At 65.3% G+C, this 22,511-nt stretch carries 23 protein-coding genes; 11 read left to right on the top strand and 12 right to left on the bottom strand.

All coding sequences use genetic code 11. The features are described 5' to 3' along the window. Positions 1–290 precede the first annotated feature (290 nt). Together BDI24065_RS27485 and BDI24065_RS27480 are read left to right on the top strand one after the other, a co-directional pair. Positions 291–1,553, top strand: coding sequence for a serine hydrolase domain-containing protein (locus BDI24065_RS27485; RefSeq protein WP_175033928.1), 1,263 nt, complete (start codon positions 291–293; stop codon positions 1,551–1,553). 78 nt (positions 1,554–1,631) lie between these two features. Then, a complete protein-coding gene (locus tag BDI24065_RS27480) occupies positions 1,632–2,534 on the top strand; it encodes a LysR family transcriptional regulator (RefSeq protein WP_175033927.1) in 903 nt (300 codons plus the stop codon). On the opposite strand, the gene BDI24065_RS27475 is transcribed toward BDI24065_RS27480, so the two are convergent. Next, a complete protein-coding gene (locus BDI24065_RS27475) occupies positions 2,485–2,940 on the bottom strand; it encodes a carboxymuconolactone decarboxylase family protein (RefSeq protein WP_175033926.1) in 456 nt (151 codons plus the stop codon). The genes BDI24065_RS27480 and BDI24065_RS27475 overlap by 50 nt on opposite strands. A gap of 271 nt (positions 2,941–3,211) precedes the next feature. Here BDI24065_RS27475 and BDI24065_RS27470 point away from each other — a divergent pair, with 271 nt between their 5' ends. From BDI24065_RS27470 to BDI24065_RS27460, 3 genes are all read left to right on the top strand, one after another. Further along, positions 3,212–3,622: a TIGR02594 family protein gene (locus BDI24065_RS27470; protein WP_175033952.1), complete on the top strand. Its 411-nt coding sequence runs from the start codon at positions 3,212–3,214 to the stop codon at positions 3,620–3,622. Between the two features lie 143 nt (positions 3,623–3,765). Further along, positions 3,766–4,398: a glutathione transferase gene (gene yfcF, locus BDI24065_RS27465; protein WP_175033925.1), complete on the top strand. Its 633-nt coding sequence runs from the start codon at positions 3,766–3,768 to the stop codon at positions 4,396–4,398. A gap of 142 nt (positions 4,399–4,540) precedes the next feature. Beyond that, entirely contained in the window at positions 4,541–5,047 is a 507-nt protein-coding gene (locus BDI24065_RS27460; protein WP_175033924.1) for a hypothetical protein, read from the top strand. Positions 5,048–5,499: 452 nt separating this feature from the next. Here the strand turns inward: BDI24065_RS27460 and BDI24065_RS27455 are convergent, their stop codons facing one another. Further along, positions 5,500–6,417: a LysR family transcriptional regulator gene (locus tag BDI24065_RS27455; protein WP_175033923.1), complete on the bottom strand. Its 918-nt coding sequence runs from the start codon at positions 6,415–6,417 to the stop codon at positions 5,500–5,502. 176 nt (positions 6,418–6,593) lie between these two features. On the opposite strand from BDI24065_RS27455, the gene BDI24065_RS27450 reads away from it, so the two are divergent. Beyond that, on the top strand, positions 6,594–7,226 hold the full coding sequence (locus tag BDI24065_RS27450) for an FMN-dependent NADH-azoreductase (RefSeq protein ID WP_175033922.1): 633 nt from the start codon (positions 6,594–6,596) through the stop codon (positions 7,224–7,226). 155 nt (positions 7,227–7,381) lie between these two features. On the opposite strand, the gene BDI24065_RS27445 is transcribed toward BDI24065_RS27450, so the two are convergent. The 5 genes from BDI24065_RS27445 to BDI24065_RS27425 form a co-directional block, all read right to left on the bottom strand. After that, positions 7,382–8,818 (bottom strand): efflux transporter outer membrane subunit, encoded by a 1,437-nt coding sequence (locus BDI24065_RS27445; protein ID WP_175033921.1) that lies wholly within the window; start codon positions 8,816–8,818, stop codon positions 7,382–7,384. 19 nt (positions 8,819–8,837) lie between these two features. Next, entirely contained in the window at positions 8,838–10,412 is a 1,575-nt protein-coding gene (locus BDI24065_RS27440) for a DHA2 family efflux MFS transporter permease subunit (protein WP_175033920.1), read from the bottom strand. 13 nt (positions 10,413–10,425) lie between these two features. Beyond that, entirely contained in the window at positions 10,426–11,520 is a 1,095-nt protein-coding gene (locus tag BDI24065_RS27435; protein WP_175033919.1) for an HlyD family secretion protein, read from the bottom strand. A 63-nt stretch (positions 11,521–11,583) separates the two neighbouring features. Then, entirely contained in the window at positions 11,584–12,015 is a 432-nt protein-coding gene (locus BDI24065_RS27430; RefSeq protein ID WP_175033918.1) for a MarR family winged helix-turn-helix transcriptional regulator, read from the bottom strand. An 81-nt stretch (positions 12,016–12,096) separates the two neighbouring features. Further along, positions 12,097–13,017 carry a LysR family transcriptional regulator gene (locus tag BDI24065_RS27425; protein WP_175033917.1) on the bottom strand — a complete coding sequence of 307 codons (921 nt, stop codon included), beginning with the start codon at positions 13,015–13,017 and terminating at the stop codon, positions 12,097–12,099. 90 nt (positions 13,018–13,107) lie between these two features. Here BDI24065_RS27425 and BDI24065_RS27420 point away from each other — a divergent pair, with 90 nt between their 5' ends. From BDI24065_RS27420 to BDI24065_RS27410, 3 genes are all read left to right on the top strand, one after another. Further along, entirely contained in the window at positions 13,108–13,536 is a 429-nt protein-coding gene (locus BDI24065_RS27420; RefSeq protein ID WP_175033916.1) for a MarR family winged helix-turn-helix transcriptional regulator, read from the top strand. A gap of 188 nt (positions 13,537–13,724) precedes the next feature. Beyond that, entirely contained in the window at positions 13,725–14,972 is a 1,248-nt protein-coding gene (locus BDI24065_RS27415; protein ID WP_175033915.1) for an aconitase X, read from the top strand. Then, the gene (locus tag BDI24065_RS27410; protein ID WP_175033914.1) at positions 14,965–15,414 is read left to right on the top strand and encodes an aconitase X swivel domain-containing protein; all 450 of its coding nucleotides are present in this window, start codon (positions 14,965–14,967) and stop codon (positions 15,412–15,414) included. The genes BDI24065_RS27415 and BDI24065_RS27410 overlap by 8 nt, the downstream gene beginning before the upstream one ends. A 21-nt stretch (positions 15,415–15,435) precedes the next feature. On the opposite strand, the gene BDI24065_RS27405 is transcribed toward BDI24065_RS27410, so the two are convergent. The 3 genes from BDI24065_RS27405 to BDI24065_RS27395 all read right to left on the bottom strand — a co-directional run bounded on the left by BDI24065_RS27405 (position 15,436) and on the right by BDI24065_RS27395 (position 17,759). Continuing rightward, the gene (locus BDI24065_RS27405; RefSeq protein ID WP_175033913.1) at positions 15,436–16,038 is read right to left on the bottom strand and encodes a hypothetical protein; all 603 of its coding nucleotides are present in this window, start codon (positions 16,036–16,038) and stop codon (positions 15,436–15,438) included. Next, positions 16,035–16,580 (bottom strand): hypothetical protein, encoded by a 546-nt coding sequence (locus tag BDI24065_RS27400; RefSeq protein ID WP_175033912.1) that lies wholly within the window; start codon positions 16,578–16,580, stop codon positions 16,035–16,037. The genes BDI24065_RS27405 and BDI24065_RS27400 overlap by 4 nt, the downstream gene beginning before the upstream one ends. 96 nt (positions 16,581–16,676) lie before the next feature. Further along, positions 16,677–17,759: an AraC family transcriptional regulator gene (locus BDI24065_RS27395; RefSeq protein WP_175033911.1), complete on the bottom strand. Its 1,083-nt coding sequence runs from the start codon at positions 17,757–17,759 to the stop codon at positions 16,677–16,679. Positions 17,760–17,844: 85 nt separating this feature from the next. On the opposite strand from BDI24065_RS27395, the gene BDI24065_RS27390 reads away from it, so the two are divergent. Further along, positions 17,845–19,878, top strand: a complete 2,034-nt coding sequence (locus tag BDI24065_RS27390) for an NADPH-dependent 2,4-dienoyl-CoA reductase (RefSeq protein WP_175033910.1) — start codon at positions 17,845–17,847, stop codon at positions 19,876–19,878. A 176-nt stretch (positions 19,879–20,054) separates the two neighbouring features. On the opposite strand, the gene BDI24065_RS27385 is transcribed toward BDI24065_RS27390, so the two are convergent. Next, positions 20,055–20,459: a DUF2471 family protein gene (locus BDI24065_RS27385; protein WP_059237403.1), complete on the bottom strand. Its 405-nt coding sequence runs from the start codon at positions 20,457–20,459 to the stop codon at positions 20,055–20,057. Between the two features lie 165 nt (positions 20,460–20,624). Beyond that, entirely contained in the window at positions 20,625–21,518 is an 894-nt protein-coding gene (locus tag BDI24065_RS27380; RefSeq protein WP_175033909.1) for a LysR family transcriptional regulator, read from the bottom strand. Positions 21,519–21,604: 86 nt separating this feature from the next. Between BDI24065_RS27380 and BDI24065_RS27375 the strand changes: the two genes are divergently transcribed. Then, the gene (locus BDI24065_RS27375; RefSeq protein ID WP_175033908.1) at positions 21,605–22,390 is read left to right on the top strand and encodes an NAD(P)H-dependent oxidoreductase; all 786 of its coding nucleotides are present in this window, start codon (positions 21,605–21,607) and stop codon (positions 22,388–22,390) included. Positions 22,391–22,511: the final 121 nt, after the last annotated feature.

The following is a 22,511-nucleotide window of genomic DNA, read 5'->3' as shown; positions in this document are numbered from 1 at the left end:
CGATCGAGTCGCCGACCGATGCTTGCCTGGCCTATCGAAAGCGGGCTGTCGAGGTGATCGATGCGGCGCAACTGGACGACCAGGCGGATCTGGACAAGAGGATGCAATTGTCCTGGAACCGATGCGCCGGCATCCGGGAATTTCCCGTGATTCGTGGCGCCCGCATCGATAAAAACGAAGCGAACACCGAGTAACAAGCTGAAATACTTCGACCGTCAACGACATCGCACATTGACCGTCGAGCGTCGATTTGAAGGTAGCTGCAGCCCCTATAAAAAAGGAGTCTTGCCATGCTGCACAGTGTTAAAGCGGTTGCTGTCGGTAGCGTATTGATTCTGTCCTGTACCGTTGCACAACCCAATCCCGTCTTTTCCGATACCGGATACGCGGCCGACGCCTACGGTGCCGGCGATCACTATCCGTTGCCGGTGCCCGGCCACACGAGAACGCAGCGGCAGTTCGTCGGCTATTACACGCACTTCGACAAGGTTCGCATGGCCGATCCCATCGCCCGGGCCGGCACGCCGTCGATACTGAAGTCGTCCGAGCACGAGCTGACGCTGAATTACCCGTATGGCGGGCAGAATCGCAATCTCGACGATTATCTCGAGCGCAATCCAGTAACCGGCCTGCTGATCGCGCGTGGCGACACGATCCTGTACGAACACTATCGCTACGCGCGAACGGATTCCGATCGCTTCATGTCGCAATCGATGGCGAAGACGCTGGTCGGCATGCTGGTCGGCATCGCGGTATCGGAAGGCGCGATTCGCTCGATCGACGATCGTGCGGCTGTCTATGTGCCGGAGCTGGCGGACAGTCCATACGGACAGACGTCGATCCGCGACCTGCTGCACATGTCGTCCGGCGTCCGTTTCTTCGAGGACGACAACGCCGGCGACGATCGCGACAAATTCGGGCTTGCACTCTTCGATCCGCACGGGCTGGGCGCGATCGATGCCGTCAAGCACTTCAACACGCGCGAGCGTGCACCCGGTACGCATTTCCACTACGCGAGCATCGAAACGGAAGTGCTCGGGCTCGTGTTGAGCCATGCAACCCACATGACCGTCGCGCAATACGCGAGCGAGCGGATCTGGCAAAAAATGGGCATGGAGTCGGATGCATCGTGGGGGCGTGATGCGACGGGACAGAACATTACGTATTGCTGCGTGAGCGCCACGCTGCGCGACTGGGCACGGCTCGGCATGATGCTCGCGTACGACGGTCGGTGGAACGGCCAGCAGATCGTTCCGCGAGACTGGGTGTTGCAGGCCACGACGGTGGCGGCGCGCGACGGCTTTCTGGCGCCGGGCACGGCGAATCCGGTTTTCGGATACGGGTATCAGGTCTGGCTGTTGCCGGGCGAGCGGCGCATGTTTGCATTGCAGGGGATGGACGGTCAACGAATCATCGTCGATCCGGCCTCGAAACTCGTCGTCGTGCAGACAGCGGTGTGGACCAACGATCATGATCCCGGCATGAAGGAGATTTATGCGCTGTGGTATGCGCTCGTCGCCCAATATGGAAACACCAGCCTCGCGAGTCGCTGACGGGTTGCTCTCGGGAAACGCGATCGATCATGGCGGGCGGATGCTCGCCCCACATCCAATTCACCCAGCCAGACCACCATGGACCGCTTCGAAAGCATGTCGGTGTTCGTCGAGATCGTCAGCACCGGCAGCCTGACCACCGCGGCCGAGCGGCTCGGCCTGTCGCCGAGCATGGTCGGCAAGCACCTGAACGCGCTCGAAGCACGCCTGGGCGTGAAGCTGCTTCACCGCACGACGCGGCGCCATCATCTGACCGAGGCCGGCGCGCTTTACCTGGAGCGCTGTCGCGACATCCTCGACCGGGTCGAGACCGCCGACGATGCCGCATCCACGCTCGGTAGCGATCCGTCGGGCCACCTCCGCATCGCCGCGCCGATTTCGTTCGGCGTCACGCAGCTCGCGCCGGCCGTTGCCGCCTTTCTCGTGCAATACCCGCGCGTCGATATCGAACTCGTGCTGACCGATGCGGCAGTCGATCCGGTCGGTGACGGTATCGACCTCGCGTTTCGCGTCGGTCCACTGGCCGATTCGACACTCGTCGCGCGGCCGTTGCCGTCGTACTACCGGATGGTCGTATGTGCGTCGCCGGATTATTTGGCCCGCCACGGCACACCGGCCACGCCGCACGATCTGCTGAATCACGATTGCCTGGGCCATACGCGCTGGGGGCCGCGTTACCGGTGGCGATTCGACGGGCCGGATGGCGCGATCGAAGTGCCGGTCGCGTATCGATTGCGAGTCGACAGCGGCCCCGCGCTGCGCGAGGCCGCGCTGGCCGGTGGCGGCGTGATCCTGCAGCCGTTCGGGCTGGTCAAGGCCGACCTCGAAGCCGGCCGCCTGCGTCGGCTGCTGGCCGCGTATGAATCGCGCGGCCGCGATTTATACCTGCTCTACGCGCGCGATGCCGGCGCGCCGGCCAAACTCCGCGCGTTCATCGCGTTTGCGCTGGATCGTTTTGCGGCGGCGGACTCGACGGATTGAGCGTGTCGGCATCGGGCAGGGCGGCGAAGACTTCCGCCACGACGCCCAGCGCATTGTTCACGGCCGCACCGCCGGCATAGAACATCGTCTGCAGGATCGTCTCGATGATCTGCTCGCGCGTCGCGCCGGCAACCAGCGCGGCTTCGGTGTGCGCGCGCAACTGCGGCAACGCGTATCCGAGCGTCACGCAGCAGGCGATCACGACCAGCTCGCGCGTCGCCAGATCGAGCCCCGGCCGGTCCAGCACGCCGGCGAACGCCCATTGCATCGTCATCGTCAGGAAGTCGGGGCAGAGCGTTTCGCGCGACTGCGCAAGATCCTTGCCGCTGTGCGCGCCGTGCAGGCGCTCGAACAACGCGAGGCCACGTGCATAGGTGTCGTCGCGGGGAAGTAGGGGCTGCGTCATCGTTGACCTCGTCGGGAAGCGCCGAAATGCCGGCGGACCAACGCAGTGTGGGGCGACGGGGCGCGTTGAAAAACACCTGTTCGGTTGGATCATTTCGCACCGGGAGTGGGGAATGCATCAGGGGCTGATCGTCCATCCGGCGTCGTGTTACCGGTGACGCTCGTCGCCGTGCATCATTCATGCGAAGATTGACCGCACATCACACTCGCCCGAGAACGACGTGACCCGATCGAACCCTGAGAGCAAACCGGAAGCCGCCGATCCGCCGTGGATGCCCGTCGCGATGGCCGAACTCGGCATCCGCCGCCATCCTCCCGGCAGCATCAACCCGCGCATCGTTGAATACAACAACCAGACGAACCTGGTCGGCTACGACGACAAGATTTCCTGGTGCTCGTCGTTCGCCAACTGGTGCATGACGCACGCCGGCATCCGCGGCACCGGCTCCGCACTCGCACGCTCGTGGCTCGAATGGGGCCGGCCGCTGGAACGCCCGGTCTACGGCTGCATCGCGATCCTGACGCGCGACGACCCGGCGAGCTGGAAAGGGCATGTCGGTTTCTACCTGCGTCACGACGACGAACAGGTGTATCTCTTCGGCGGCAACCAGCTGGAAGAAGTCCGCGAACTTGCATACCCGTTGAACGAAGTGATTGGATACCGTTGGCCCGACGCCGCATGACCGCGTAGCAACAGCACACACAAAACCACAGACATTACGAAACCAGCCGCTGCTAACCTGTCACACAACCGCATCGACCCACCCGGAGCCCGTCGGCGCATCAACGAGCAGCCGCCGGCCTCCGTACCCACAAGGAGCCAGCAGTGCAAACCGGTAATCTCCGCCTCTACGCAGATACGCAATACGCGAGCCCTTACGCGATGTCGGTCTTCGTTGCGCTCGAGGAAAAATCGCTGCCTTACGAACTGGTGACGGTCGATCTCGGCAACCGCGCGCATTTCGCGCCCGACTATGCGGCGACGTCGCTGACGCAACGCGTGCCGACGCTCGTGCATGACGATTTCGCGCTGTCGGAATCGTCGGCGATTACCGAGTATCTCGACGAGACGTTCCCGGGCACGCGGCTCTATCCGGTCGAGCCGCGCCAGCGTGCACATGCACGACAGGTGCAGGCATGGCTGCGCAGCGACCTGATGCCGGTTCGGACGGAGCGGTCGACTGAAGTGCTGTTCTACGGCCCGTCGAGCGAGCCGCTGTCGAGTCTGGCGCAGGCTGCCGCGCAAAAGCTGTTCGCGGCCGCCGACAAGCTGCTCGCGCCGGGCACGGCAAACCTGTTCGGCGAGTGGAGCATTGCCGATGTCGACCTGGCGGTGATGCTGAACCGTCTGGTGCTGAACAACGATCCGGTGCCGCAGCGCCTCGCCGACTATGCGCGTGCGCAGTGGGAGCGGCCGTCGGTGCAGCGCTGGGTGAAGCTGAAGCGGCCGCCGCTGTAATTCGCGGAGGCAAGGGGCGGCAGCGCGGGCGTCTGCGCTGCACGCCGATGAGTTGTAGGTCAGTCGGTCCCGCACGCATCGAGAAGTGGTATGTCGGCGCGACTTCATGTCACCCGCCGAATCGGCGTGAGAGCGTATATCGATGAAGAAGATCGGTTTGTCGGTCGCGATCATGGCCGTGTCCTGTATCGGATGGGCAGCGCCTCCGGGCGACGGGCTGGTGAAAAGCTGCCTGATGGCGCAGTCTGTCTCGCCGTCCATTGCGATCCAGGACATCGACACGCACGAGGTGTCGCAAGAGGGTGACTACGCAGACGGATTCAACGCCAGTTACGTCGTCAAACATGAGGGTGCCGACGTTGGCTACGCTGAAGGAAAGTCGACGCAGGCGCTGATCTACGCTGGCAAGCTCTACCGATTGTCCGCGGCGATACCCGTTGGAAATAACGGTGGAATCAAGCCGACTGCATTCGATCCCGCGCTGGCCGAGTGGAGCATGGCAACGGTCGGCCGTCAGCGCTATCTATGCGTGAGCTTCGATTTCGACGGGCTCGGGCGAAGCGGGTCGTATCAGAATGTTCACGGTGGATACCTGCTGAACGCGAAAACCAAAGACCTGTACTTTGTTGTGCGCGACGTCAGGAAGTGAGTGACCTTTTCTTGCACGGTGCTGCGTCGTGCAGGGCAGGGGTGCCATTCGGTGCTGTATCAGTCTGGACTACAGCAGGCCGGCAGCGTCAGATTGTCTGACTCGGTTCGGCCAGTTTCGGTCGTTCGCATGAAGCGATGGCGGGACATTCAAACGTCGGGTGGGCGTTCAAAAGCGGACGCCCGATCGATGTATCGCGCACAGGCACCATCGGATACCTGTCGCGGAAATCTCATTGCTGCTCGGATTCAAAGAGGCGAGTTCTTTCTATCGCGCCTTCGAGCGCTGAACAGCAACAACGCCCGATGAAATTCGGTGACGACGGGTGCGTCCCGCTGAACCCGTCTGACGCGATCGCCCGGTCAATCCGTGCCGAGGTACGGGCCAATGGCAATTGCTGCACGTGCATCTATCTTCCATGCCGGATTGAGCATCCGCGGGGACTGGAACGCTCACGACTCCCCGTCGAACGACTGCTTCAAGCGATGCCGCAGATCTTCGAGCAGCCAGCCTCCTGCACGGCCCAGAGGTCGATCGCGAACATGTGCCGCGTAGATCGGCAGCGATCCCGTTGGCGACAACGCTTCATCGGCAATGTTCAGCTCGACGAGGCTACCGTCGGCCAGATACGGCTCGACGATATACGGCGGCATCTTGCACCAGCCAAAGCCAGCACGAAGGAAATCGAGTCGCCTGCCAAGATCGACGAAGCGCCAGATGCGACGCCCGATGACGCCGTGCCTGGGGCCCTCCGCGCCATAGGCATCGGACAAAACGAGCTGCACGTGCGACTCCAGGTCGTACCGGTTGAGCGGCCGGCCAAGGCGAACGAGCGGGTGATCGGCGGCGGCGACAGGCACCAGCGTGAGGTCCATGAGCGGATAGGCGATCAGGTCGTCCGGGATGGACGGCAACAGCAGGCACAGTGCGAGCGACGCTGCGTTGTCGCGCAGACGTTGTTCGGCACCGCCCACCCCCTCGGTGGAGAACGAAACCGGCAGGTCCGGGAAAGCATCGTGCAACGCACGCAGACTGGCTATGAGCGGCGCGGTCGGGACCAGCGGGTCGATCGCCACGGTGATTGACGGTTCAAGCCCTGTCTTCGTACCTGCCGCAATGGCCTCGAATCGGTCTGCGCTCGCCAGGACGGCGCGGGCCTGCTCAACGAGTGCGCGGCCAACCGGTGTCAGCACGGGTCGTTGTCGGGTGCGGTCGAACAGCTCGATTCCCTGTGTTTCCTCGAGCGTCCTGACCGACTGGCTGATGGCCGACTGAACGCGCCCAAGTGCGCGGCCAGCTGCCGAGAAACTGCCGACATCGCTAACGGTCACGAGGACACGCAACTGATCGAGTGTGAGACTGCCAATCAAACCTATCTCCAAATATGATTGAACTCATCGAAATTTAATCACTTCCGGAGTTAGGTGTCACGTCTTATATTGCGTTGCATGTTCGCAGGCTTGCGCATCACGCGATGAGGCGTGTCTTGCAGAAAAGCCGTCCGGCAAGACGGTTCTCCCATCCATCAACGTCAAAGGTTCCTCTCATGCCCACATTGCTCGTAGTCGAAGCCAGCCCGCGCGGCGAACGGTCCATCTCCCGTGGACTCACGAAAATGTTCGTCAATCAATGGAAGCGGGAACAGCACGACGGCCGCGTGATCCAGCGCGACCTGATGGCGACCGACCTGCCGTTTGTGACGATGCCGTGGCTCGACGCCTATTTCACGCCCCCGGAACATCAAACGCAGGATATGAAAAACCTTCTGCGTCTTTCCGATGAACTCGTGGAGGAGATACTGTCCGCTGACCACATCGTCATTGGCACGCCGGTTTACAACTACAACGTCCCCGCCGTGCTGAAGGCGTATATCGACCATATCGTGCGAAAGGGCAAAACGCTGGGCTTCTCCGGCGAAGGTCTGGTCAAAGGCAAGGCATGCACGATCCTGATGGCGTCCGGTGGCGCGTACACGCCGGATTCGCCCATTCGGGACCGCGATATCGCGACCGGCTATTTGCGACTGATCCTCAAGGTGATCGGGATTGAAGACGTCACGGTCATCGCAGGGGGGAACGCAAAGGCGGTCGATATGGGTGAAATATCGCGTAGTGACTTCCTGGAAGCGTTCGCGTCCGATATGGCTGGCGCAGTGGCAAGATCCGTAGTGCAGGTGTAAATCTGGACGGCCGGCATCCTCACAAACCGGCCACTCGATTTGCTGCAGTGGACAGACGGGTTCGGGTCGGTCACCGCCCTTGACGAGGTGACGTCCAGGCAAGCGCAGAGCTGATCCGACGCTGACTGGGAGAGCAGTTCCAGACTGACACGGCTTCAGTCCTTCGCCACCGCCTCTACCTCCGGCCCACCCGCCGCGTCATTCCTGCTCCACCCACCCCCAAGCGACCGATACAGCGCGACCGCCGCCAGCGCATGCTCGCGCTTGACCTGATTCAGCGAATCCGAATCCCGCAGATAAACCTCCTGCGCGGACAGCACATCCAGAAAATCCGTCGCGCCACCCTTATAGAGCTGATTCGCCAGCCCAAGCGCTTTGTCCGACGCAGACAGCGCACTACCAAGCCTGCGCGACGCCTCATCGGAACTGACGAGATTCGCCCGCGCATCCTCGACTTCCCGCAACGCCTGCAGCATCGTCTGCCGTAGCCCGAGTTCCGACTCGCGCATCCGGCTTTCGCTCTGCGAGATATCGGCGGTAATCCGCCCCGCGTTGAAGATCGGGCTCGTCGCGCTCAACGCGGCGCTGAACAGGTTATCGGTCAACGTAGGCAACCCGAGATACGAAGCAGCGAGAATCCCGTCCGTCAGGTTCAACGAAAACTTCGGATACCGCTCGGCCTTTGCCACACCGACTTGCGCTGCTCGCCGCTCGACCTGCGCATACGCCGTCAACACATCCGGCCGCCGCAGCAACGCCTGCGAAGGCAACGTCCCCGGCGCGCCAACCGGCGGCGCCGGAATCTCCCCGGCCTGCACGAGCACGAGCCGATCGACCGATTCCGGCGTGCGCCCCGAATACACGGCAATCAGATTGAGCTGATGCGCAATCTGCGCCTGCGTCGGCGGAATGCGCGCTTCGAGCGCATCGAGCTGGTTCTGTGCGCGTGTGACGTCGAGTTCCGTCGACAGTCCGAACGCCTGCCGCTTGCGCGTGAGTTCGAGCGCATGCTGCCGGATCTTCGCGTTGTCCTGCAGGATCTTCAATTCCTGCTGCGCCCAACGCAGATCGACATACGCGGAAGCCGCATCCGCCGCGAGCGCAAGCCGCATCGCATCTTCCGCGTGCTTCTGCCCGACCAGCTCGGATTGTGCGGCGAGGAGGTCGAGCCGTTCACCGCCAAACACATCAGGCGACCAGCTCAGCGCGAGCCCCGCGCCGGCCTGCCGCACATACCCGAGCGGGGGCGGCGTGTTCTGCCGCGCGTCGGCCGCATGCGCGGTCGCATCGAGTTCGGGCAGCAGCACCGCGCGCTTCTGCACGGTCAGCGCCTGCGCCTGCTTCACGCGTTCGGCTGCCGCCTGCAGATCGAGGTTGCCGTCGAGCACGGTCGCGATCAGCCGGTCGAGCACGGGATCGTGGAATTGCGCCCACCACGCGGCGGCGTCGATGTCCGCGCGCGGCACATCGGTATCCCAACCATCGGGCGCGAGCGTTCGAACCGAATCCTGAAGCGCCGGATGCTGCGCGGGCTGCACCGCACATCCTGCGGCGAGTGCGCTGACGGCGAGGGCGACGAGAAGTTTTTTCATGATGGTGATGACCTCAACCTCAGTGCGCGTCCGGCGGCGGCGCGTTCAGGGAAATGGGTTTGGAGAAGACGACCGCGATCAGCGCGACGACGAAGCACAGCGACAGCGCGTAGTACGCATCCGCATAGGTGAGCGTCAGCGCTTCGCGATAGATCAGGTGGTGCAGGTTCGCGAGCCCGGCTTGCGCGGTGTCCAGCGTGTTGCCGGCCACGGAGGTCCAGTACGCGGCCTGGCGATCGAGCAGCGATGCGACCTGCGGCTGGCCGGCGCTCACGTGCTCGTTCAGGCGCAGGTAGTGAAAGTTCAGCCGGTCGTTGAGCATCGTCGCACTCACCGCGATGCCGATCGCCCCGCCGAGATTGCGCATCAGGTTGAACAGGCCGCTCGCCGATTTGAGGCGCGACTGCGGCAGCGAGCCGAGCGCCATCGTCACGATCGGCGGCACGCTGAACTGCTGGCCGATGCCGCGCAGCGCCTGCGGCAGCAGCAGTTCGCGCCAGCCCCAGTCGTGCGTGATCGGCGTGTACAGGTAGCAGCCGAGCCCGAAACAGATCAACCCGAACACGAGCAGCGCACGCAGGCTGAAGTAGCGCGCGGCGAACGCATACGCACAGAGCGCGACCAGCTGGAACGCGCCGACCGACAGCAGCGCCATGCCGATCTGCAGCGAGCTGAACGCGCGCACCTGCGCAAGAAACAGCGGCGTCAGGAACACGGTCACGAAGATCCCGATGCCGGTCACGAACGACAGCAGGCTGCCGATCCCGAAGTTGCGCACGACGAGCGCGCGCAGGTCGACGATCGGATCCTTCGCGGTCAGCGCATGCACGATGAACAGGAAGCCGCAGATGCCGGAGATCCATGCGCAGATCACGATCGCGTCGTCGCCGAACCAGTTCTTGCGCGGGCCTTCCTCCAGCACGTATTCGAGGCAGCCGAGGAAGCCCGACATCAGCACGATGCCGAGATAGTCGCCGCGCTTGATGAGGCTGAGGTCGGGTTCGTCGATGTGCACGTAGCGCGGCACGAGCGCGGCCACCGCGATGCCCGGCACGAGGTTCAGGTAGAACAGCCAGTGCCACGACCACTGGTCGGTGATCCAGCCGCCGATCACGGGGCCGATCGCCGGCGCGAGCGACGCGAGCGCGCCGATGGTCGTCGACGCGATCAGTCGCTGCTTGCCGGGGAACAGCACGAACGCGGTGGTGAACACGGTCGGGATCATCGCGGCGCCGAGCGCACCCTGCAGCCCGCGAAACAGGATCATCGAGTTGATGTCCCACGCGACGCCGCACAGCATGCTGGTGATCGTGAAGCCGACCGCCGATGCGGCGAACAGCCAGCGCGTCGACATCACTTTCGACAGCCAGCCCGACATCGGGATCACGATGATCTCGGCGATCAGGTAGGCCGTCTGCACCCACGACAATTCGTCCTGGCTGGCGGACAAGCCGCCGCCGATGTCGCGCAGCGACGACGCGACGATCTGGATGTCGAGTGTCGCCATGAAGAAGCCGACGCACATCAGCGCGAACGCGAACACGCGCTGCCTGGTCGGTTGCGACGCCGGGTCGCCGGAAAACGCGGTGGTCATCGTCGTCTCCCGTTCAGCTCGCGTGGCCGGTATGCACGGTCACGACCGCGGACAGGCCGGGACGCAGCACGTGGTCGAGGCCCGGCTGCGGATCGAGATGCACGCGCACCGGCACGCGCTGGACGATCTTCGTGAAGTTGCCGGTCGCGTTCTCGGGCGGCAGCACGCTGAAGGTCGCACCGGTGGCGGGCGCGAGGCTGTCGACGCGGCCGTGCAGTTTCGTGTTCGACGCATCGAGCGACACGTCGACGCGATCGCCCGCATGCATCTTGCGCAGCTGGTCTTCCTTGAAGTTCGCGTCGATCCACAGCCCGGAAGCCGGTACGACCGTCAGCAGCGGCACGCCGACGTTCGCGAGCATCCCGACGCGGCCCGTGCGGTTGCCGACGTAGCCGTCGACCGGCGAGCGGATCGTCGTGTATTCGACGTTGAGTGCGGCGACGCGCTGCGCGGCGAGCGCGGTGTTCACGCGGGCCTGCGCATCGGCGAGCTGCGCGCCGAGCACGTCGAGTTGCCGCTTCGACGCGAGCAGCGCGGCGTCGCTGCGCTCGACGGCGGCACCTGCCTTCGAATAATCGGCGTCCGCGCGTTCGACGATCTGGTTCGACACGGCGTCGGATTTCACGAGTTCGCGGTAGCGCACGCGATCCGATGCGGCACGCGTGAGTTCGGCCGACGACGCGTTCTTGTCGGCCGCCTGCTGGCCGATCACCGCGTATTGCAGTTGCTGCTTCGCCGCGAGTTCGGTCACGGCGGAGCGGGCGCTGTCGACTTCTGCGCTGGCCTGCGCGAGCTTTGCGTCATAGTCGCGCGCATCGAGCTGCACGAGCACGTCGCCGGCCTTCACGCGCTGGTTGTCGGTCACGAGGATCTTGTCGACGAAGCCGTTGACCTTCGGCGCGAGCACCGTCACGTCGCCGCCGACATACGCATCGTCGGTGCTCTCCTGGAAGCGCAGCACGAACAGCCAGTCGAGCGCGGCGGCGGCGACGACGACGATGACCGCACCCACCGCGATGCGCATCCACGGCACGCGGCGCTGCTGCTTCGCGGGCTTGTCGAGTGTGGCTGCTTCACGGGATGAGGCAGCGGCTTGGGTCGTATCCATCGATTCACCTATGTATATGCACTTATCAAGTCGATCGACGGCATGTCGTCGATCGGGGAAGGGCTAGCGTTCCGGCAGGTTGTGCGTGATCCGGAACAATTCGTCTCTCAGGCGGGCCGCCTGCGTCGGCCCGAAGCGCCGCTCGAACGCTTCCTGCGCGGCGAGCCAGTGCACCTGCGCATCGGCGATCTTCGTTTCGCCGTGCGCGGTCAGCGCGAACGTCTGGCGGCGGTACGGCGGATCGATCCGGCCGGCCACCAGCGCCGCGCCGACGAGCGGCTTGAGCGCGCGCAGCAGCGCGGTGCGTTCGATCACCAGCACCGCCGACAGCGTCGCCATCGTCAGGCCCGGCCGGTCGCGCAGCAGCGCGAGAATGCTGTACTGCGACGGCGTCACGCCCGCGCGCGACAGATAACGCTCGTAGAACTGCGAGATCCGGCGTGCGGCTTGCCGGACCGCGAAGCAATCGTCATCGGTGAGCGTCGTCTTGTGCATGTACACATGTTAGGGGGCAATACGGCGCGAAGCGAGCAGTGGGGCGCGATCAGATTGTTGTCACGGCTGTACCAATCGGCGTCAGGCCGCCGCCGGAACGATCCAGCCTTCGCGGTCGCAGTAGGCGGCCGTGTAGTCGATGAACGCCTTGACCTTCGCGGGCAGCAGCGCGCGGTTCGCGTACGCGAGCTTGATCTCGACGAACGCATCGACGAGATCGGCGTCGGCCAGCAACTGCACGAGCGCGCCCGACGCGAGCTGGGCACCGACGAGCGTCTTCGGCACGACGCCGATGCCGAAGTCGTGCATCACCATTTCGCGGTTGAAGACGGGGCTGTTCGACGAGATGTCGAAGCGGAACGGCACGGTCAGCGTGTTGCCGTCGACGCGGAACGACAGCGCGGGCCGGCGCAGCGATGGCGACATCGGCACGAACGGATGGTCGGCGAGATCGGCAGGCGCGACCGGGCGCGGATGGGCGCGCAGGTACGCGGGCGTCGCGACGATCACGAGTGGAATCCGCTCGACCAGCCGCACGACGGTCGATTCGTTCGTCAGCATGTACGGCACGACGATGCCGATATCGTAGCCTTCGCCGACCAGATCGACCGGCCGCTCGGTGAGCGTCACGTCGAGGCGCACCTTCGGGTGTGCGGCCTTGAAGCCGGCGATCAGCGGCACCAGTTGGTTCAGCGCGGCCGTCGTGTGCGCGACGAGGCGCAGCAGACCCTCGGGCTCGCGCGTGTGCGTCTGCGCTTCCACCTCGAGTGCGTCGAGTTCGTCCAGCACGGCCGCGCAGCGCTCGTAGATGCGCTCGGCCGTTTCGGTCAGCGACACCTGGCGCGTGGTCCGGTGCAGCAGCCGGCTGCCGAACCGCGCCTCCAGATCCGCGACCGCGCGCGACACGACAGGCCGTGCGAGGCCGTGCATGTCGGCGGCGCGCGTGAAGCTGCGCATCTCCACCACCGACCGGAAGATCCGCAGCTTGTCGATGTAGTCCATGTCCGTCTCCTTGACGCGAGGCCGGCCACCGGCCTTGTTACGGCGGAGTGTACATTGACTTTATGCATATGCACATATAAATTGGCAGGCATGAACGACACCTCGATTGCCCAGGCGTGCAACTGTCTCGCGCTGCGTCAGGCGGCGCGTTTCGTCACGCAACTGTATGAGCGCCATCTGGCCCCGGTTGGCGTCACGCCCGCCCAGTTCTCGATCATGGCGAACCTGACGCGCCGGCCCGGCCTGCTGATGAGCGAACTCGCCGATACGCTCGTGATGGACCGCACGACGCTGCTGCGCGCGCTGAAGCCGCTGCAGCGCGACGGCTTCGTCGCGACGGCCGCGTCCGAGCACGATGCGCGCGCGCATGCGCTGAGCCTCACGAAGCTGGGCGAGCGCACGTTCGTGCAGGCGAAAGTCGCGTGGCAGGCCGCGCAGGACGAATTCGAGACCCAGTTCGGCCGCGACCGCGCGAAGGCGCTGCGCGACGAACTGTTCAGTGTGACCGCGGAACGCTAGACGGCGGGCTGGCGGCAAACTGGAGCGGAATTCGAGCCATTGGCCACTTCCGCGGCGTTCAAGAGCGGAAATTGGTTTTTGAAACTGTCCGGATCGATGGCGATCTGGACAGTTTTTATTTCCAGTTGTAGAGTCCCCTGACGGATTTCACGGGCCGGCGCCGCCGGCACGCGTCAGAGGAGTCACCGATGCTGCAGTTGAGTGACCGCGACAGCGCGATGCTGCGCGGGGATTTCGGCGAGGGCGTCGCACGCGCGATGCGGATCGTCGCGCGCACGGCGCACGTGATGTCCGCGCCGCACCTGATCGACATCACGTCCGCCCATATCGACGGCTGCCTGTACCACGGCCAGACCAGCCTCGACTTCGTCGAGTATTTCGTCGACACCGGCGCGAAGGTCGCGGTGCCGACCACGCTGAACGTCGGGTCGCTCGACCTGATCCATCCCGAGCTGTACCACGGCGACCGCACGATCCAGCGCGACGCGCAGCGCCTGATGGACGCGCATCTGCAGCTCGGCTGCGAATCGAGCTTCACGTGCGCGCCCTATCAACTGAAGAACCGTCCCGCGAAAGGCGAGCAGATTGCGTGGGCCGAATCGAACGCGATCGTGTTCGCGAACTCGGTGCTCGGCGCGCGGACGAGCCGGTACGGCGATTTTCTCGACCTGGCCGCCGCGATCACCGGGCGTGCGCCTTATGCGGGGCTGCATGTGGAGGCGAACCGCGCCGCGCGGATCGTGTTCAACGCGCCGGACTTCAGCCGCTTGCCGTCGCGCGATATCTATTTCGCCGCGCTCGGGCTGCTGATCGGCAGGATCGCGGGCGCGGTCGTGCCGGCGATCGTCGGGCTGCCCACGGACACCACGGAAGACGAACTCAAGGCGCTCGGCGCGGCGGCCGCGTCGAGCGGCGCCGTCGCGCTGTTCCATGCGGTCGGCGTGACGCCGGAAGCGCCTACGCTCGACGCCGCGTTGCACGGGCAAGCGGCGCAACGCACGGTTGACGTCACGATGGCCGACCTCGACGAGATTCGCCGCACGCTGAACCACGGTGCGGCCGGCGATGCGCTCGTCGCGGTGGCGCTCGGCACGCCGCATTTCTCGCTGGCCGAATTCCGCACGCTCGATGCCTTGCTCGACGCGTTCGACGGCAAGCCGGCCTGCGATTTCTACGTGAACACGAGCCGGTTCATCTTGTGGGAGCTGGACGAAGCCGGCCTCGCGGAGAAATTCGCCGCGCGCGGCATCCAGATCGTCGTCGACACCTGCACGTACATCACGCCGGTGATGAAGCAACTGTCGGGGCTCGTGATGACCAATTCGGGGAAATGGGCGTCGTATGCGCCCGCGAATATCGGCGTGACGGTTGCGTACGGCAGCATGCGCGAATGCGTGCGCTCGGCGTTCGAAGGAAAGGTGCGATTCGATGACTGACGCGACGGGCAAGGTGTTGACGGGCGATACGCTCGTGCCGGGCAGCGCGTGCGCGCGCCCGTTCGTGCTCGACAAGCCACTCAGCTTCTGGGGCGGCTACGACTCCGGTGCGGGAAAGATCGTCGATCGCGGGCATCCGCAGGCGGGCGCGAGCCTCGCCGGCAAGGTGATGGTGATGCCGCACGCGAAGGGCTCGAGTTCGAGCAGCAGCGTACTCGCGGAAGCCGTGCGCAACGGCACGGGGCCGGTCGCGATCGTGCTGAAGGAGCGCGACCTGATCATCTCGATCGGCGCGATCGTGGCCGCCGAGCTGTATGCGATCGCAGTGCCGGTGGTGTGCGTGACCGATGACGTGTATGACGCGATCGTCGCCGCGACGGGGGAGGTGCGGATCGAAGCGGGCGAGGGGGATGGCGGCGCGAGGATCTGCGTCGGCCACTGACGACTCGTGTGCCGGATCGGCTCAGATGAAGCGAATGTGCGGTGTTTCTTCGTTCGAGAGCGACAGTGCGCTCCGGGCAGCATTCATCTCGCGCTTGCCGCCTGGCTGCCTGAGCCGCCGGATCTCGGGCCACACGATTGCGCCGAACACGGTGCGCAGGATCGTGCTCAGCAGGAAGAGGGCGATCGCGGCGCCGCCGAACCATGTGGATATCTCCAGCACGCTGTCCGTGCTGCGTTCCATCGCGGACACGAGGCCGATGGTGATGGCCATGGCGACCAGCATGCCGATCGTTACGACAACATCGATGCGGGCAGCCGCGACTTTCGCGGTGCGAACGAGATACACCGAGCCATCGGTCACGTTGCGGATAGCGTAGATGGCGCGGCGATCCTGACTTTGGGTGTATGCGACTGTCAACTGGTCGCCCGCGACGATGAACACGCTTCGCGTGCTGTCCGTCCCGAGTGTGAGCGGTACGTCGATCGTGTCGAGGTGGAGCGCGATCTCCTCGATGCTTTGCGTGGTCATGCCCAGGTTGTTGCTCCAGACCTTCGTACTGATCGTCTGCTGGCTCACGGACGTCACGCAGCCAGACGCGATCTGCATGGTGCGATCGCTCATGCGTTGCTCCGTTCCACCGTGAAACTGACGGGTTCGTATTGCCACTTTTCCTGGGCTTCGCGCCGTTGAGGCCGGAAGACCAGTTCGGACAGGCCGGCGATCGCGAGCAGGGTGCCCAGCAGGCTGATGATGCCCACGACCAAGGTCACCGCGCCGACGAACGCCCAGCCCGATTTGAAGGCGGCCCCGTCGATCAGCAGGCTCAGCATGAAGATGCATGACGCCCACGTGAGCAGCGACAGGTTGCTGTTCTTCTGTCGGAACGCATCGTAAGGGGCGATCGCCAGATCGTGGCTCCTGATCCACGCGATCTGGTGCCGGCCGCGATCGTCGAAGGTGCACGCGCGCACCGCCATCCCGGGCTTCAATTGATCGATCTGCTTGAACGCCTCTGCGTCGATATCGTCGGCGGAGAGGAAGTAGCACGTGCCCCGCATCGTCAGGCGATAAAGCGGCACCTTCTTGATATCGGACGCGACACGGATGAGGTTCGTATCGATACGGTCGATCGTCGCTTCGATCAGGGTGGTGTGATTGGGCATGGGGCGGGAAGTGCGCCGGTGGGCGCCGCTTTGGCGTGGGAATGATCATACCGATGAAATCGCGGGCGGGGGCGTCGTGCCGTTCGCAGTTTCCCATTACTCGCGTGCGGCACCCGCGGCCGCGTCCCGATACGCACTCGGCGTCTGCCCCGCCCAGCGCCGGAACGCGCGCGTGAAATTCGCCGGGTCGGTGAATTGCAGCCGCTCGGCGATCGTCTTCAGGTCGAGATCCGACGCGGCGAGCAACTGCTTCGCGTCGCGAAACCGCGCTTCGTCGAGCAATTGCCGATAGCTCGAACCGGCTTCCTCGAGCCGGCGCCGCAGCGTGCGTGTCGACACGAGCAGCGCGTCGGCGAGCGTCTCCGGCCCGGGATAGTCACCGGCCCCGCGTGCCAGTTCCGCGCGCACGCGCTCGACCAGATCGCCTTCTTCCTGGCGTACCTGCGCATACTCGCGCTCCACCTGCACGAGCGCCTGCCGGTGCGCGACTTCGTCGGCGAGCGGCAGCGGCCAGTCGAGCACGTCACGCGCGATCCACAGCGCGTTGGCGGCGCAGCCGAATTCGACCGGCGGCAACTGGTCGCGATAGCGCGCGAAATAGGGCGGCTCCGGCCACGCGAATTGCAGCTTGATCGGCGGCGACGCGCGCCCGGCCCATTGCGAGATGTTCTGCGCGAGCCCCGTCAGCACGAATTCGAACATCACGTGATGCTGCAGCACGGGGCTGGCCTGCACGCCGTGCAGTTCGAGCGTCGCGCCGCGCGCGTCTTCGTCATAGGTCAGCCGATATTGGCGGTTGCGCATCCGGAAGTAGCGCTGCGTGACGGAGAGCGCCTCGCGGATGTCCCGCGCGGTCAGCGTTGCGTAGCCGAGAAAGCCGTGCACGGTCGGCTTCAGCAGCAGCCCGAACGCGAGCCCGATGCCCGGATCGCCGCCGATCTCGATCGCATTGAGCACGAGCCGCCCCCATTGCGACGGCGCAACGCGCGCGTCCGGTTCGGCCAGCACCGCATCGCGCAGGCCCGTGCCGGCGCGCACGGCGGCCAGGTCGACGCCGCGCGCGGCCAGCGCCTGCAGCAGCAGGCGCGTATAGGCGACCGGAATCGTCGGCCGGCGCAGCCCGAGGCGGTCCTTGGCGAGAGGGGAAGTCATGTCGTCTTGGCCGGAAATGACAAGCATTATGGCTGTTTGCCCCCTCACGTTCAAGGCGGCGCGCGCCTACGATGTCACGCATCGCTTACTGGTACGAATTGGCACGCTCATCATGACCACGACCTTTCCCCACCTGCTCGCCCCGCTCGATCTCGGCTTCACGACGCTGAAGAACCGCGTGCTGATGGGCTCGATGCACACGGGCCTCGAGGACAGCCGCAAGACGCTGCCGCGGCTCGCCGAATATTTCGCCGAACGCGCACGCGGCGGCGTCGGCCTGATCGTGACGGGCGGCTTCGCGCCGAACGTGGCCGGCTGGACCAAGCCGTTCGGCGGCACGCTGATGACGTCGGCTGCCGCGCGGCGGCATCGCGAGATCACGGAGGCCGTGCACGCGGAGGACGGCAAGATCGCGCTGCAGATCCTGCATACGGGCCGTTACGGCTATCACCCGTTCGCGGTCGCGCCGTCGAAGATCAAGTCGCCGATCTCGCCGTTCGCGCCGCACGAACTGAGCGCGCGCGGCGTCGAGCGGCAGATCCGCGCGTTCGTCCGCTGCGCGACGCTCGCGCGTGAAGCCGGGTATGACGGCGTCGAGATCATGGGCTCCGAAGGCTACCTGATCAACCAGTTCATCTCGATGCATACGAACAAGCGCACCGATCAGTGGGGCGGTTCGTACGAGAACCGTATCCGGCTGCCGATCGAGATCATCGAGCGCACACGCGAAGCGGTCGGCCGCGACTTCATCCTGATCTACCGGCTGTCGATGCTCGACCTGATTCCGGACGGCAGCGACTGGAGCGAAACCGTGCAGCTTGCGAAGGCCGTCGAGCGCGCAGGTGCGACCATCATCAACACGGGGATCGGCTGGCACGAAGCACGGGTGCCGACGATCGCGACGTCGGTGCCGCGCGGCGCGTTCGCCTGGGTGACGAAGAAGATGAAGGGCGAGGTCGGCATTCCGCTCGTGACCACCAACCGGATCAACCGTCCCGAAGTGGCCGAGCAGATCCTCGCGGACGGCTGCGCGGACATGGTGTCGATGGCGCGCCCGCTGCTCGCGGATGCCGAGTTCGTCGTCAAGGCTGCACAGGGCCGCGCCGACGAGATCAATACCTGCATCGGCTGCAACCAGGCGTGCCTCGATCACGCGTTCAAGAACAAGATCGCGTCGTGCCTGCTGAATCCGCGCGCGTGCCACGAGACGGAGCTGAAATACACGCCCGCCGCGCAGCCGAAGCGCATCGCGGTGGTCGGCGCGGGGCCGGCCGGGCTCGCGTGCTCGACCGTGCTTGCGCAGCGCGGCCATCAGGTCGACCTGTACGATGGCGCGGCCGAGATCGGCGGCCAGTTCAACATGGCGAAGCGGATTCCGGGCAAGGAAGAGTTTCATGAGGCGCTGAGCTACTTCGGCCGCCAGGTCGAGCTGACCGGCGTGAACCTGCACCTGAACCGTCGTGTCGACGCGAGCGACCTGATCGCGGGCGGCTACGACGAGATCGTGCTCGCGACCGGCGTCGCGCCGCGCGACCCGAAGATCCCGGGGCAGGACGGGCCGAACGTGCTGAGTTACATCGATGTGCTCGCGGGCAGGCAGCCGGTCGGCCGGCGTGTCGCGGTGATCGGTGCGGGCGGGATCGGCTTCGATGTCGCCGAGTACCTGGTGCAGGAGGGCGAATCGCCGGCGCTCGATCTGGAAGAGTGGAAGGCCGAATGGGGCGTGACCGACCCGGCCGCGACGCGTGGCGGCGTGACGCGCGCACAGGTGACGGCGCCGGCGCGCGAAGTGACGCTGCTGCAGCGCAAGGCCGCGCCGCTCGGCAAGGGGCTCGGCAAGACGACCGGCTGGATTCACCGCGCGACGCTGAAGATGAAGCAGGTGAAGATGATCGGCGGCGTGAACTATGAACTGATCGACGCGCGCGGGCTGCATGTGTCGTACGGCAAGCAGCGCACCGATCACGAGCTGATCGAGGCCGACACGATCGTGCTCTGCGCGGGGCAGGAGCCGCAGCGCGCGCTGCTCGCGCCGTTGCAGGCGGCCGGGCGCTCGGTGCACCTGATCGGCGGCGCGGAACTGGCCGCCGAACTCGACGCGAAGCGCGCGATCGATCAGGGCTCACGGCTCGCGGCACGGCTGTAACGGGCGGTCGCTGCAACGGCCAACCGGAGGTACGCCGCGCGGCGGTTCGTGGCTCACCGGTCGATGCACCGATTCGCTGGCGCAGGGCTGCCATGAGCTGCAGTACCGGCCGCGCCACCACGCAACGTGACGGCGCGATCCGGACAGACCGTGACCGCGAACGGCCATCGCATGGCTCAGGCCGCTTCGGCGCGCTCTTCCTCTTCCGCGTCGAGCATCGCCTTGACGATCAGGTAGATGGCCGGCAGGTCGTCATCGTCGCGGCGCCAGTCGACCGGCTCCTCGACGTCCGCTGCGACCAGGCGGCTGTCGCGCAGCCGGATGAAGGCATCGACGACGGCCGGATCGTTGCGGTTCAGGAAGCCGGCATTCGAGAATGCCAGCTCTTCGACGTTCAGCAGCGCCTGCCAGCTCATCGTGCGGACGGCCGCAGGATGGGTGCGGCGCCGCAGGCCGAGCGCCCGCTGCGCGGGGCCGCCGGCGACACGCTGCAGATCGACGACCGCCCGCTGCGCGGCGCGCTCGAAGTGGACGGGGTTGAAGCCGGGTTGCTCGGGATCGAATGCGGATGCCTGGAACATGGTCGCCTCACAAAAGTCCGTCCGTCTGTGGATGACGGAATTCGGGTCAAATGGTGCAAAAAGCACTGTAAATATATACAGTGTTTGGAGCGGTTTCAAGCCCCGGATGAAGGATTTCGTGCGACGGCCATCGAAGCGGGTGGCCGCACCGGGCAGGCGAACGATCTACACCGCTGCCGCGATCGTCTCCCGCAACCACCGGTGCGCCGGATCGCGATGCACGCGTTCGTGCCACAGCATCGACATTTCGTAGCCGGGCACCTCGACGGGTGCTTCCACGACCCGCAGCGCGGGCACGTCGCGCGCCAACCGCTCGGGCACCATCGCGACCAGATCGGTGCTGGCAACGGCCGACATCACGAACAGGAAATGCGGCACCGACAGCACGACGCGCCGCGTGGCACCCACCTTCGCGAGCGCTTCGTCCGTCACGCCGAAGAAGCCCGCGCCGTCGGGCGACGTGATCACGTGCTCGAGCGTGCCGAACTGCGCGAGCGTGGGGCGCCGCTTCAGCTTCGGGTGACCGGCGCGGCCGATGAGCACGTAACGTTCGACGAACAGCGGCAGGCGCCGCATGCCTGCCGGCGATCCTTCGGTCGTGTGGAACGCGAGGTCGACGCCATTTCGTTCGGTATCCTGTTCGATGCGCGGCGGCACGAGCTCGACGACCGCGAGCCGCGTACCGGGGGCGGACGAACGCAGCGCATTCAGCGCGGGCAGGACGATCGTCGATTCGCCGTAGTCGGTCGCGGCCACGCGCCACGTGTTCTGCGCGGTGGCGGGATCGAACGGCGTGGCGGGGATCACCGCGCGCTCGATCGCTTCGATCGCGTCCCGCAACGGTTCGCGCAGCGCTTCCGCGCGCGCGGTCGGCCGCATCCCGCGCGGCCCCGGCAGCAGCAGCGGATCGCCGAACAGGTCGCGCAGCTTCTGCAACTGCACGCTCACCGACGGCTGCGACATGTTCAGCTTCTCGGCCGCACGCGTGACGTTGTGCTCGGCGAGCAGCACGTCCAGCGTCACGAGCAGATTGAGATCGAGTCGTCTGAGATTATTCATGGCTATACCTGGAATATCAGGAATTCATTTCAAATATACCGTTGATAGCGGCATCCTGCAGTCATTCAATCAACGGAGTACCGAACATGAATGTGCTGATCGTTTATGCCCATCCCGAACCGCGTTCGCTGACCGGCGCGTTGCGCGACTTCACCGTCGAGCATCTCGAAGCGGCCGGCCACACGGTGCAGGTGACCGACCTGTATGCGATGAACTGGAAGGCGGCGTTCGACGCGGACGACATGACCGGGCGTGACCCGGACGCGCGTTTCGATCCGTCGAACGACTCGAAGCACGCGTTCGCGACCGGCACGCAGCGCGAAGACATCGTGCGCGAGCAGGACAAGCTGAGGTGGGCCGATGCGGTGATCCTGCAGTTCCCGCTGTGGTGGTTCTCGATGCCGGCGATCATGAAGGGCTGGTTCGAGCGCGTATATGCGTGCGGCTTCGCTTACGGCGTTGGCGAGCACTCCGACACGCATTGGGGCAATCGCTATGGCGAAGGTTCGTTTGCCGGCAAGCGCGCGATGCTCATCGTCACGGCGGGCGGGTGGCAATCGCATTACAGCCCGCGCGGCATCAACGGACCGATCGACGACGTGCTGTTCCCGATCCAGCACGGGATGCTGTATTACCCGGGCTTCGACGTGCTGCCGCCGTTCGTGATCTACCGGTCGGGGAAGATGAACGAAGCGCGCTTCGACGAAACGCGTGCGGCGCTCGGCAAGCGCCTGGACGAACTGTGGGCCACGCAGCCGATTCCGTTCCGGCGGCAGAACGCGGGCGACTACGAGATTCCGGCGTTGACGCTGAAGGACGAGATCGCACCGGGGACGGTGGGGTATGCGGCGCATCTGGCGCACGCGTATTGATGACGCATGGCGGGCCCGCGCGCGAACGCGACGCGCGGGCATATCGACACGTGCGCTCGAATCAAGTAGTTTCCGGAGATCGACACGATTCGTCTGCACAATAAGCCGGCACATCCCGCAC

Origin of the sequence: Burkholderia lata (assembly GCF_902499025.1) — a bacterium.
Lineage (GTDB): Bacteria > Pseudomonadota > Gammaproteobacteria > Burkholderiales > Burkholderiaceae > Burkholderia > Burkholderia lata_C.
This window is presented reverse-complemented; position numbering and strand designations above follow the sequence as displayed.